The sequence below is a fragment of the Bacteroides fragilis genome, from assembly GCF_019583405.1.
Lineage (GTDB): Bacteria > Bacteroidota > Bacteroidia > Bacteroidales > Bacteroidaceae > Bacteroides > Bacteroides fragilis_B.
The window spans coordinates 645,209-657,861 of sequence record NZ_SZUU01000001.1 but is presented as its reverse complement, the minus strand read 5'-3'; the positions used below and the strand labels follow the sequence as shown (position 1 = coordinate 657,861).

8 protein-coding genes and 3 tRNA genes are annotated in these 12,653 nt (G+C 40.7%); 7 read left to right on the top strand and 4 right to left on the bottom strand.

Annotated features, from left to right (window positions below; all coding sequences use genetic code 11):
• The first annotated feature begins 78 nt into the window (after window positions 1-78).
• The 6 genes from htpG (at window position 79) to FDF36_RS02805 (ending at window position 6,603) form a co-directional block, all read left to right on the top strand.
• Entirely contained in the window at window positions 79-2,124 is a 2,046-nt protein-coding gene (htpG, locus tag FDF36_RS02830) for a molecular chaperone HtpG (RefSeq protein ID WP_220390255.1), read from the top strand.
• A gap of 169 nt (window positions 2,125-2,293) precedes the next feature.
• On the top strand, window positions 2,294-4,594 hold the full coding sequence (locus FDF36_RS02825; RefSeq protein ID WP_220390254.1) for a patatin-like phospholipase family protein: 2,301 nt from the start codon (window positions 2,294-2,296) through the stop codon (window positions 4,592-4,594).
• Between the two features lie 80 nt (window positions 4,595-4,674).
• Window positions 4,675-4,748 (top strand) — tRNA-Arg (locus FDF36_RS02820).
• Window positions 4,749-4,766: 18 nt separating this feature from the next.
• Window positions 4,767-4,840: transfer RNA gene (locus FDF36_RS02815), tRNA-Arg, on the top strand.
• A 22-nt stretch (window positions 4,841-4,862) separates the two neighbouring features.
• Window positions 4,863-4,936: transfer RNA gene (locus tag FDF36_RS02810), tRNA-Arg, on the top strand.
• A gap of 308 nt (window positions 4,937-5,244) precedes the next feature.
• A complete protein-coding gene (locus FDF36_RS02805; protein WP_220390143.1) occupies window positions 5,245-6,603 on the top strand; it encodes a transposase in 1,359 nt (452 codons plus the stop codon).
• Between the two features lie 378 nt (window positions 6,604-6,981).
• Here the strand turns inward: FDF36_RS02805 and dapA are convergent, their stop codons facing one another.
• Window positions 6,982-7,875 carry a 4-hydroxy-tetrahydrodipicolinate synthase gene (gene dapA / locus FDF36_RS02800; RefSeq protein ID WP_005787869.1) on the bottom strand — a complete coding sequence of 298 codons (894 nt, stop codon included), beginning with the start codon at window positions 7,873-7,875 and terminating at the stop codon, window positions 6,982-6,984.
• A gap of 103 nt (window positions 7,876-7,978) precedes the next feature.
• Window positions 7,979-9,976: an NAD-dependent DNA ligase LigA gene (ligA, locus tag FDF36_RS02795; RefSeq protein WP_220390253.1), complete on the bottom strand. Its 1,998-nt coding sequence runs from the start codon at window positions 9,974-9,976 to the stop codon at window positions 7,979-7,981.
• Between the two features lie 76 nt (window positions 9,977-10,052).
• Here ligA and trmD point away from each other — a divergent pair, with 76 nt between their 5' ends.
• Window positions 10,053-10,730, top strand: coding sequence for a tRNA (guanosine(37)-N1)-methyltransferase TrmD (gene trmD / locus FDF36_RS02790; RefSeq protein ID WP_220390252.1), 678 nt, complete (start codon window positions 10,053-10,055; stop codon window positions 10,728-10,730).
• Window positions 10,731-10,947: 217 nt separating this feature from the next.
• On the opposite strand, the gene FDF36_RS02785 is transcribed toward trmD, so the two are convergent.
• Both FDF36_RS02785 and FDF36_RS02780 read right to left on the bottom strand, forming a co-directional pair.
• The gene (locus FDF36_RS02785; protein WP_220390251.1) at window positions 10,948-11,859 is read right to left on the bottom strand and encodes a dihydroorotate dehydrogenase; all 912 of its coding nucleotides are present in this window, start codon (window positions 11,857-11,859) and stop codon (window positions 10,948-10,950) included.
• Window positions 11,847-12,623, bottom strand: coding sequence for a dihydroorotate dehydrogenase electron transfer subunit (locus tag FDF36_RS02780; RefSeq protein WP_005793749.1), 777 nt, complete (start codon window positions 12,621-12,623; stop codon window positions 11,847-11,849). Before FDF36_RS02780 ends, FDF36_RS02785 begins: the two co-directional genes overlap by 13 nt.
• Between the last annotated feature and the right edge of the window lie 30 nt (window positions 12,624-12,653).

The following is a 12,653-nucleotide window of genomic DNA, read 5'->3' as shown; positions in this document are numbered from 1 at the left end:
CATTTTTTTTGTCTCTATTCAGGCAATAAAGAAATTCAATTATTAATAACCAAGATCATTTAAAAAATATACGTTATTATGCAAAAAGGTAATATTGGGGTTACAACAGAGAACATTTTCCCTATCATCAAAAAGTTTTTGTACAGTGACCATGAAATCTTCCTGCGGGAATTAGTATCCAATGCCGTTGATGCCACTCAGAAGTTGAATACATTGGCTTCTATCAGTGAATTTAAGGGCGAACTGGGTGATTTGACCGTTCACGTTTCATTAGGCAAAGACACCATTACCATCTCCGATCGTGGTATCGGTTTGACTGCTGAAGAGATTGATAAATACATCAACCAGATTGCCTTTTCGGGAGCTAACGATTTCCTTGAAAAATATAAAAACGATGCGAATGCCATCATTGGACACTTCGGACTTGGGTTCTACTCTGCATTCATGGTTTCCAAGAAGGTTGAAATTATCACCAAATCATATAAAGAAGGTGCACAGGCCGTAAAATGGACTTGCGACGGCAGTCCGGAGTTTACACTTGAAGAGGTGGAGAAAGCGGATCGTGGTACAGATATCGTATTATATATTGATGATGATTGCAAGGAGTTTCTCGAAGAGTCACGCATCTCTGCCCTCCTGAAGAAATATTGCAGCTTCCTGCCCGTTCCCATCGCTTTTGGTAAAAAGAAAGAGTGGAAAGACGGCAAACAAGTGGAGACGGCAGAAGATAATGTAATCAATGACACCATTCCTTTGTGGACAAAGAAACCGAGTGAATTGTCGGATGAAGATTATAAGAAATTCTATCGTGAGCTTTATCCGATGTCAGATGAACCTTTGTTCTGGATTCATTTGAATGTAGACTATCCGTTCCATCTGACCGGTATCCTCTACTTCCCGAAGGTAAAGAGCAATATTGATTTGAATAAGAATAAGATTCAGTTGTATTGTAATCAGGTTTATGTTACGGATTCTGTAGAAGGTATTGTTCCGGATTTCCTTACTCTGCTCCATGGTGTGCTCGATTCACCGGATATTCCTTTGAATGTATCCCGTTCTTACCTGCAAAGTGATTCGAACGTGAAGAAGATCTCTACCTATATTTCGAAAAAGGTATCAGACCGTCTGCAATCTATCTTTAAGAATGATCGCGCTCAGTTCGAAGAGAAGTGGAATGATTTAAAAATCTTTATTAATTATGGAATGCTCACTCAAGAGGATTTCTATGATAAAGCACAAAAATTTGCCCTTTTCACCGATACGGATGGCAAACATTATACCTTTGAGGAATATCAGAATTTGATTAAAGATAATCAGACAGATAAAGATAAAAACCTGATCTATCTGTATGCCAATAATAAGGACGAACAGTTTGCCTATATCGAAGCTGCCAAAAATAAAGGTTACAATGTGCTGTTGATGGACGGACAACTGGATGTGGCCATGGTAAGCATGCTCGAACAGAAACTGGAGAAATCTCGCTTCACTCGTGTAGACAGTGATGTTGTCGACAACCTGATTGTGAAAGAAGATAAGAAGAGCGATGTGCTTGAGGCTTCAAAACAAGAAGCTCTGTCAGCAGCCTTCAAGAGTCAGTTGCCGAAAATGGAAAAGGTTGAATTTAATGTCATGACTCAGGCTTTAGGCGAAAATGGCTCTCCCGTGATGATAACCCAGAGCGAATATATGCGCCGTATGAAGGAAATGGCCAATATTCAGGCCGGTATGAGCTTCTATGGTGAAATGCCCGATATGTTTAATCTGGTGTTGAATTCAGACCATAAATTAGTGAAAGAGGTATTGGCTGATGAAGAAAAGGAATGCAGTACTGCCATTGCTCCTATACAGGCGGAACTGGAGGATGTGACAAAACGTCGTGATGCACTCAAGAAAAAACAAGAAGGCAAGAAAGACGAAGATATCCCTACTGCGGAGAAAGATGAACTCAATGATCTGGATAAGAAATGGGATGAGTTGAAGCAGCAGAAAGATTCTATTTTTGCCGGATATGCAGGCAAAAACAAAGTGGTACGTCAGTTGATCGATCTGGCATTGTTGCAAAACAATATGCTGAAAGGTGAAGCATTAAATAACTTTGTAAAAAGAAGCATTGAGCTGATTTAAGCAGCCGCTTTTTAATTTCATAATATCATTCAAAGAGCATTACGTGCATGAAAATGTATCGTAATGCTCTTTTTTCATTAGAAATGTATGTCAGCTGTCGATAAATTGGAAACTATTGTATATATTTGAACGATGATTTAACCCTCTATATAGTGTTTTGCTGGACCTTATGAAGAAAAATCTTTTATTGTTATTTCTTTTTTTACTGTTTTTGCCAATGCTTGTCCAGGCACAGAAAGTCGGACTGGTATTGAGTGGTGGCGGTGCTAAAGGACTGACGCATATTGGAATTATTCGTGCTCTAGAAGAGAATAATATCCCGATAGATTATATAACCGGTACTTCTATGGGAGCCATTGTTGGTTCTCTTTATGCCATGGGATATTCGCCTGACGACATGGAAACCTTACTGAAATCGGAAGATTTCAAGCGATGGTATTCCGGTGAGGTGGAAGAAAAATACATGTACTATTTTAAGAAGAATCTTCCCACGCCGGAGTTTTTCAATATACGTTTTTCCTTTAAGGACTCGTTGAGCCTGAAGCCGCAGTTTCTGCCGACCAGTGTTGTTAATCCTATTCAGATGAACCTTGTCTTTATTGATCTGTATGCGCGTGCTACGGCTGCATGTGACGGTGATTTTGATAAACTTTTTGTACCATTTCGTTGTATCGCATCGGATGTGTATAACAAGAAGCAGCTGATTCTGAAGCGTGGTGATCTGGGTGACGCCGTACGGGCTTCTATGAGTTTTCCCTTTATGTTCAAGCCTATCGAGATAGACAGCATGTTGGCCTACGACGGTGGAATCTATAATAATTTTCCGACCGACGTGATGCGTGAGGATTTTCATCCGGACATCATTATCGGTAGCGTTGTATCTACTAATCCGGGGAAGCCGAAAGAGAATGATTTGATGAGCCAGATAGAAAATATGGTTATGCAGAAGACAGATTATTCTCTTCCTGATTCTGCCGGTATTTTGATGACTTTCAAATATAATGATGTAAGTCTGATGGACTTCCAACGAATCGATGAGCTTGAGAAAATAGGATATGACCGTACAATGAGCCTGATGGACTCCATCAAAAGCCGTATTCACCGTAGGGTTAATATGGATAATATTCGTTTAAGGCGGTTGGTGTATAAGAGTAATTACCCTGAACTCAGATTTAAGAACATCTATATCGACGGAGCTAATACCCATCAGCAAGTATACATAAAGAAGGAATTTCATACCTCGGACGATAAAGAATTTACGTATGAGGATCTGAAACGGGGATATTTCCGTTTACTTTCGGATAACATGATTTCGGAGATTATTCCCCATGCCGTTTTCAATCCGGAAGATGATACGTACGATTTGCATCTGAAAATAAAGATGGAGAATGAATTTTCGGTTCGTGTGGGAGGTAATGTGTCTACGACCAGCTCCAATCAGATTTATCTGGGTCTTGCGTACCAGAACTTGAACTATTATTCGAAAGAGTTTACGCTTGACGGACAGTTGGGCAAAATATATAATAATGTCCAGTTCATGGCCAAAGTAGATTTTGCCACTACTATTCCGACATCCTATCGTTTTATCGCTTCCATCAGTACTTTCGATTATTTTAAAAAAGATAAGCTTTTCTCTAAGAACGATAAACCGGCTTTCAATCAGAAGGATGAACGATTCCTGAAATTGAAGGTCGCTCTTCCTTTTTTATCCAGTAAAAGAGTGGAGCTTGGTTTGGGAATTGCACAAATAGAGGATCGCTATTTCCAAAATAATGTGATTGATTTTGATAAAGATAAATATGACAAGAGTGGATATCGCCTATTGGGTGGTTCCGTTAGTTTTAATGGCAGTACACTGAACTTCAGGCAATTCCCTACTCAAGGTGCAAGAGAGGCTCTGGTCGCTCAGATATTTACGGGAAATGAAAGTTTCCGTCCGGGGGTTAATTCGGAGAATAAAAAGCCTGTAAAAGAAAAGCATTCGTGGTTGCAGTTGTCATATATGAAAGAGAAATATCACAAGATGGGTGCTAATTGGATATTAGGATGGTATCTGGATGCGGTTTATGCTTCTAAGAACTTCTCAGAGAACTATACGGCCACTATGATGCAAGCCAGTGAGTTTGCACCTACTGCGCATAGTAAATTGACGTATAACGAAGCTTTTCGTGCCAATCAATATGTTGCTGCCGGAATACGTCCCATTTATCGTTTGAACCAGATGTTTCATGTCCGGGGAGAATTTTATGGCTTTTTGCCTATTTTCCCAATTGAACGGAACTCAATTAATAAGGCTTATTATGGAAAAGCATTTTCCCGATTCGAATATTTAGGAGAAATTTCAGTGGTATGCCAATTGCCATTTGGAGCCATCTCTGCATATGTAAATCATTATAGCTCACCAAGAAGGGAGTGGAATGTAGGGCTGACACTCGGCTGGCAACTGTTTAATTACCGGTTCATCGAATAATTTATTTGCAAAAAAAGTTCCCTAAAAGCTTGCAAATTCAATAAAAGGCCGTATCTTTGCACCCGTTAAACAAAAACAATGGTCGCGTAGCTCAACTGAATAGAGTAGCTGACTACGGATCAGCCGGTTACAGGTTTGAATCCTGTCGCGATCACTCTAAGGTTTAACAAATGGCCGCGTAGCTCAACTGAATAGAGTAGCTGACTACGGATCAGCCGGTTACAGGTTTGAATCCTGTCGCGGTCACTCTAAGAAAATAATGACAAACGGTCGCGTAGCTCAACTGAATAGAGTAGCTGACTACGGATCAGCCGGTTACAGGTTTGAATCCTGTCGCGATCACAAGAGCCTTCATAATCAAATTATGGAGGTTTTTTGTTTTCCTTGCATTATCTCTTTTATTGGATCATACAGATTATATCTAAATTCTGAGGAATGGTGGTGCTATCCACTCTATACACTTAACAAAGAAATAAATACCATATAAATATACTAAATGGGCCGTTTCAGCTGAATTAGGGATATTCCTAAAATAAGAAAATTTAAGGCAACTAATTCATTGCGAGTTAGTTGCCTTTTTTGTATCTTTAAGCATTCCCCCTAAAAAACGGTTTGACGGCCAAAACGGGGGTAATCTAAAATAAAAACACATGGTAAAGATACAAAAAATATCAGAAATCGAACCTTGTTTAGGTTTTAGTGAGTTCGATATGCTTAAAAAATATCGTCAAAGTTTTGCAACGAGTGAATTAGGTCGCCTCCATTCTTTATTCCCTTTCTCGGAACTGGCCCGACAAATGCATTTGAAGTCCTCTGCTTTGGGGCGTAAAAGTTATTTTTCTCCCGAAGGTAAAATAGCCTTGATGGTCTTGAAGTCTTATACCAACTTTTCCGATTCACAACTGATTGACCATTTAAACGGTAATATTCATTACCAGTTATTTTGTGGTGTTCAGATCGATCCGCTTCATCCGCTAACCAATCCTAAAATCGTTAGTGCGATTCGTCAGGAACTAGCGGCTCGCCTTGATATTGAGTCCCTCCAGCTTATTTTGGCAGAGCATTGGAAACCTTATCTTGAGAACCTTCATGTCTGTATGACCGATGCCACCTGTTATGAAAGTCATCTGCGCTTTCCTACTGATGTCAAACTCTTATGGGAAGGTATTGTATGGCTTCATCGTCATCTGTGCAAACATTGCCGGACATTGCACATGCAACGTCCCCGTAACAAGTATCTTGATGTAAGCCGTGCCTACCTTGCTTCTAGCAAACTGCGTAAACGCAGGAAATCACAGACCCGTATGATTAAACGCAGACTACTTCAGTTATTGGAAAAGTTACTGGACCAGCTGGAGCAGCTTCATTTATCCTACAGGCACAGGCTTACACTATCCTCTGATTACCAAAGACGTTTCTCGGTCATACGGACGGTCCTTGAGCAAGGGAAGAATTTATTTGCAGGCAAAAAAGTGCCCAACCGTATTGTGAGTATCGACCGGCATTACCTTCGCCCCATTATCAGAGGCAAGGAAACCAAATCCGTTGAATTCGGAGCCAAAGTCAACAATATACAGATAGATGGAATCTCCTTTATTGAACATATCTCCTTTAAGGCTTTTAACGAAGGAGTACATTTGAAAGACTGTATTCATCTGCAACAACAACTGACCGGGGTTAGGGTTAAGGCGCTTGCAGCGGATTCAATCTATGCTAATAATGCCAACCGGAAATTTTGTACTAAATATCATATAAGTACTTCCTTTAAGCGTAAGGGCAGAGCGTCCAAAGATGAGCCACTTCGGAAGATCTTACGGTCGGAACTCAGCCGTGAAAGAGCGACCCGCCTGGAAGGAAGTTTTGGAACGCAGAAACAACATTACTCACTGGCCAGAATTAAAGCTAGAAACAGGAAAACGGAAATGCTTTGGATTTTCTTTGGAATACATACGGCCAATGCAGTATGCATGATAGAAAAGGTTGAAAAGAAAAAAAGAGCGGCTGCATAATCAGACTAAAATAACAAAAGGAAAACAGGAGAGGTTTTTAACTTCCCCTAAAAAGACATATACATAATGTACCGTTGGGGAGAAAATATAAGAATATGTAAATAATATTCTATAAAAAAGATAGAAGACTGGAGACTTTACAGGAAAAAATTAAGAGAAAAGCTCACGTAAAGTAAAACTGTTCTCTTAATTTATAAGAAATACGGACATTTACTGAATATCCCTAAATACCATATAAATATACTAAATGGGCCGTTTCAGCTGAATTATAAAAAATAAAGGAGGATGTGTCAAAATTCTGTGGTAAGTTATGACGCACCCTCCTTTATTCCGTAAGTTGATGAAAATATTATTGATACCTCGGGATTACTTTGGTCGTTAACATTTTATATTCAGTTCATTGAGCACTTTACGAATCGCTTCAAATGTGGTGATACGTGTCGGTACTAATGGTAAACGGAGTTTATTCTCGATCATTCCCATAGCGTTCAGCATGGATTTTACTCCGGCTGGGTTTCCGTCTACAAATAAGAGGTTAAACAGTTCCGTAAATTTATGGTGTATGGTCAGTGCATTGGCAAAGTCGCCCTGCAGCGCCAAACGGGTCATTCTGCTGAATTCACGTGGAAAGGCGTTTCCAATAACCGAAATGACTCCTACGGCTCCCAATGTAATCAGCGGGAAAGTAATGCCGTCATCTCCGGAAATAACGTCAAAATTAGCCGGTTTGTTTTTAATGATATCATCCATCTGGGTGATATTACCAGAAGCCTCTTTAATGGCTATAACATTCTGAAAGTCCTTAGCAATGCGCAAAGTGGTCTCTGCGGTCATATTAACTCCTGTACGTCCCGGAACATTATATAGTACGATGGGAAGCTCTGTAGCGCTTGCAATTGCTTTATAGTGCTGATAAATTCCTTCTTGTGAGGGTTTATTGTAGTAAGGGACAACGGATAAGATAGCATCTACTCCGGTGAAATCGTCGTTTTTGAGTGTCTCTACAACTGCGCGTGTATTGTTACTTCCGACTCCCAGCAGGATGGGGATTCTTCCGTTGACACGGTCGATTACCATCTTTTTGATTTTCTTTTTTTCTTCTTCACTCAAGGTCGGAGTTTCGGCTGTAGTTCCCAGCACACACAGAAAATCTGCATTATTTTGCAGCAGATAGTCTACCAGTCGCATTAATGCATCGTAATCAACGCTTTCATCCTCTTTGAAAGGAGTAATCAGCGCTACCCCCATTCCTTTCAATCTAGTCTGTATCATGAGTATTAATAATAATCTCTAAATATTTTGCTCGCAAAAGTACGAATATTTTCTTTTTTTACAGCAATAATAATATATAAAATAAGATTATTGCAGAAAAATGTTACGATATAAGCTTTAAAAATTCCTCTTCGCTCATAATTTTAATTCCCAGTTTACTTGCTTTTTCTAATTTCGCAGGTCCCATATTGTCTCCGGCCAGAATAAAACTGGTTTTAGAAGAGATGCTTCCCACGTTCTTGCCACCGTGTTTTTCGATAAGATCTTTGTATTCATCTCTTGAATGGTGGGTGAATACTCCACTGATGACAATGGATTGTCCGGCCAATTTATCGGTATGTCCGCTCAAGTCTTCTTCAGGTCTGTATAGTTGCAATCCTGCTGTTTTTAATCGGCCTACCAATTTACGATTTGATTCATTCGCAAAGTAGTTAAGGATACTCCGAGCTATTTTTTCACCGATTTCATCGATATTGATCAGAGTTTCCAGATCTGCATTTTCCAACTTTTCTATGTCTTTAAAAGATTTGGCTATTTTTTTAGCTACCGTTTCGCCTACAAAACGGATACCTAATGCAAAAATTACTCTTTCAAAAGGTACCTCTTTGCTCTGCATGATTCCTTTAATGATGTTTTCCGCAGATTTGTCTCCCATGCGGTCCAAGCCTCTGATGTCATCTGTCGTCAGTTGATAGAGGTCGGCCGTGTCATGAATCAGTCCTAAACGATAGAACATGTCGACGGTTTCAGGTCCTAATCCGTCTATATTCATCGCTTTCCGGCTGATGAAGTGTTCTATTTTTCCTTTGATTTGTGGTGGACAGGCGGTCTCATTCGGACAATAATGGGCGGCTTCTCCTTCGTATCTTATCAGTTTACTGCCACATTCCGGACAGTGAGTGATGAATTTTACCTTTTCACCGATCATGAAGCGGGCCGACGTATCCACACCGGTTATTTTGGGGATGATTTCTCCTCCCTTTTCTACATAGACCATATCGCCTATATGCAGATCGAGTCCTTCAATGATATCCGCATTATGCAAAGATGCGCGCTTCACTACTGTGCCCGAAAGTTGTACCGGGTCGAGATTGGCTACCGGTGTTACGGCGCCGGTTCTCCCTACCTGATAGGTTACCATGTTCAAGCGGGTCAGTGCGCGTTCAGCCTGAAATTTATAGGCAATGGCCCAGCGCGGAGACTTGGCTGTGAACCCAAGATTCCTTTGCTGTTTGAGGCTGTTTACTTTCAGTACGATTCCGTCTGTAGCAACGTTCAAGTTTTTGCGCTCTACGTCCCAATAGTTGATAAAGTCGAAGACTTCTTGTAATGTCTGGCACTTACGCATCAACGGAGAAATTTTAAATCCCCATTTGGCTGCTTCCTGCAGATTCTCATAATGTCCGTCAGTCGGCAGATTATCACCAAGCAGGTAATAGAGGTAGGCATCCAGCTTACGGGAAGCCACGATGGCAGAATTTTGTAATTTCAATGTTCCCGATGCGGCATTCCTCGGATTTGCGAAGAGAGGTTCTTCGCGGGCCTCTTTTTCTCGGTTTAATTCTTCGAAAACTTCCCATGGCATCAAGATTTCTCCACGAATTTCGAAAACTTCCGGATAATTATCTCCATGTAGGACCAGAGGAATACTCCGAATGGTCTTTACGTTGTCTGTTACATCGTCCCCTTTTTCACCGTCACCGCGGGTTACCGCGCGGATTAGTTTACCATTTTCGTAAGTTAAGGAGATAGAGGTACCATCATACTTCATCTCGCAACAAATCTCAAAATCTTCATTCAAAGCTTTACGCACTCTGTCATAGAAGTCGGTTACTTCATTCTCCGAATATGTATTCGACAATGAAAGCATCGGATATTTGTGTGCTACCTGGGTAAAATTCTTATTGATATCGCTACCTACCCGCATAGTAGGTGAATTTTCGTCTTTATATTCCGGATGTTCCTGTTCCAGGTCCTGAAGTTCCCTCATTAAATCGTCGAATTCTTTATCTGAGATTTCCGGGGCATTCAGCACATAATAATTGTAATTATGCTGATGGAGTTGGAGGCGGAGTTGCTCTATTTTTTCTTTTACAGTCATATATTCTTAGGATTGTTTTAGGCAAAAATACGGGTTTCTCTTCAAATATTTGTACTTTTGCGAAAAATTAAAGATTATGCGTATCGATATTATAACGGTTTTGCCCGAAATGATTGAGGGCTTTTTCAATTGTTCTATTATGAAACGGGCCCAAGACAAAGGACTCGCTGAAATTCATATTCACAATTTACGTGATTATACCGAAGATAAGTATCACCGGGTGGATGACTATCCATTTGGAGGTTTTGCCGGTATGGTGATGAAGATAGAACCTATTGAACGGTGTATTAATGCCTTGAAAACAGAGCGTGATTATGATGAAGTGATATTTACCACACCTGATGGAGAGCAGTTTGATCAGAAGATGGCTAATAGTTTGTCTTTATCCGGTAATCTTATCATTTTATGCGGGCATTTTAAAGGTATCGATTATCGTATCCGGGAGCATTTGATCACAAAAGAAATCAGTATTGGAGATTATGTTTTGACCGGTGGTGAATTGGCTGCCGCCGTTATGGCGGATGCTATCGTTCGAATTATTCCGGGTGTGATTTCTGATGAACAGTCTGCCCTTTCTGATTCTTTCCAGGATAATTTGTTGGCGGCACCTGTTTATACCCGTCCGGCAGAATACAAGGGGTGGAAAGTACCCGAGATTCTGCTTTCAGGGCACGAAGCGAAGATTAAGGAATGGGAACTTCAACAGTCGTTGGAACGTACTAAGAGACTGCGTCCGGATCTGTTGGAAGATTAACTTATATTGTATACAAAAAAGAATGCCTTTCTAATGGAGAAAGGCATTCTTTTTTTATGAAATATATTATAAATAAAAGGAATAGTCTTTGAATAAACTCATACTTTCCGGTCCGGAGTTCTTCGATTTGTTCCGCGAGCAGACTGAGATAAGCGTATCCCCATTTGGATAACATTTTAAAGTCAAACTGCAGCGAAGGGGTATGATCTGTTTTTGACTATACCTCAAGTGCACCTATAATTTCAGAAACAGACTTGCATCCGTGTCTTTCCAGGTAATCGTTTATACCATCTATAACTTTGATGGTGACAGCCGGATCTATGAAATTTGCCGTACCAATCTGTATGGCTGAAGCACCTGCAAGCATGAACTCGACAGCATCTTTCCAATTCATAATGCCGCCTAACCCTATGACCGGAATATTTACTGCTTTAGCAACTTGCCAAACCATTCTTAGTGCGATGGGTTTTACTGCTGCTCCGGACATTCCGCCTGTCACTGTTGAAAGGATGGGGCGTTTGCGCTCAGCGTCGATGGCCATTCCTAACAATGTATTGATTAATGATACGCTATCGGCGCCATTGGCCTCGGCTACCCGTGCCATTTCTGCTATATCGGTAACGTTGGGTGATAGCTTGACGATAAGTGTCTTTTTGTAAGCAGAACGCACTGCTTGTACAACTTCTGATACTCCTTTAGTTGTTACCCCAAATGCCATACCTCCTTGTTTTACATTAGGACAAGAGATGTTTAATTCGATAGCAGGAATTTTGTCAAGTTCATTAATGATCTCTGCAGTCTTTACATAGTCTTCAATGGCTGATCCGGAAACATTCACAATCATATGGGTCTGAATGTCTTTGATACGGGGATAAATGTGATTTGAGAAATATTCTACACCCTTATTTTGCAGTCCTACAGCGTTTAACATACCGGAAGGGGTCTCTGCCATGCGAGGATATGGGTTGCCTTCACGTTTGTGAAGAGTAGTACCCTTTACAATGATACCGCCTATTCGCGTTATATCAATAAAATCCGCAAATTCCTCACCATATCCAAATGTACCCGAAGCTGTCATTACCGGGTTCTTCATTTGTAGTTTACCAATGTTTACACTTAAATCTGCCATAATAGTTTATTTATATTGAAAACAGGACCTTCTTTACAAACGCACAAATGCCCCTCTGTGGTGTTTTCAACGCAACAGAGGCAGGCTCCTATGCCACATGCCATTGTATTTTCCAATGATACTTCGCAATTGATATCGTTACCTTTGGCATATTTGGCTACTGCCATCATCATGGGTTTCGGACCACATGTATAAATCTGCTCGAATTTTATTTTATTCAGTATGGAATGTTGGGTCACATATCCCTTTTCTCCATGGCTGCCGTCTTCGGTTGTAGTATAGACCTCTCCGTAAGCGGCAAAATCTTCTAATTGGAGCAGATCTTTGTTGCTGCGTGCCCCCAAAAGGAATGTTGGTTTACTGCCGTTTTTAGCAAGTTGTTCACCCAAGTAGAGCATAGGGGCAGTCCCTACACCTCCGCCCACTAATAATAGCTTATCAGAAGGCTTTTCGGGCATTGTGAAGCTATTTCCGAGTGGGAGTACTACATTGATAATCTCTCCTCGATTTACTTGCGCAAGACGTTTTGTTCCATCACCTACAAGTTGGATCAGAAACCATACTTCGTTGCGTTGTCTGTCTACATAATTAATAGAAATGGGGCGACGCAGGAAAGTGGTGGGTGAACCATCTATCCGAATTTCCGCAAACTGTCCCGGTAGCATTTCCGGGAGGACGGTCTGAGAGGTCAATTTCAGCAGCACATAGTTGGTATGCAATCTGAGATTCTCAGTTACTGTCAGGTCTAAAATAAATTTTTTCATGTATTGTTGAAAGTAAATTCGTATTCGTCC

Coding starts and splice junctions, on each gene's coding strand:
- FDF36_RS02785 (WP_220390251.1), bottom strand. CDS start 11,859: ATGGCAGATTTAAGTGTAAACATTGGTAAACTACAAATGAAGAACCCG.
- FDF36_RS02805 (WP_220390143.1), top strand. CDS start 5,245: ATGGTAAAGATACAAAAAATATCAGAAATCGAACCTTGTTTAGGTTTT.
- ligA (WP_220390253.1), bottom strand. CDS start 9,976: ATGACTGTAAAAGAAAAAATAGAGCAACTCCGCCTCCAACTCCATCAG.
- trmD (WP_220390252.1), top strand. CDS start 10,053: ATGCGTATCGATATTATAACGGTTTTGCCCGAAATGATTGAGGGCTTT.
- FDF36_RS02780 (WP_005793749.1), bottom strand. CDS start 12,623: ATGAAAAAATTTATTTTAGACCTGACAGTAACTGAGAATCTCAGATTG.
- htpG (WP_220390255.1), top strand. CDS start 79: ATGCAAAAAGGTAATATTGGGGTTACAACAGAGAACATTTTCCCTATC.
- dapA (WP_005787869.1), bottom strand. CDS start 7,875: ATGATACAGACTAGATTGAAAGGAATGGGGGTAGCGCTGATTACTCCT.
- FDF36_RS02825 (WP_220390254.1), top strand. CDS start 2,294: ATGAAGAAAAATCTTTTATTGTTATTTCTTTTTTTACTGTTTTTGCCA.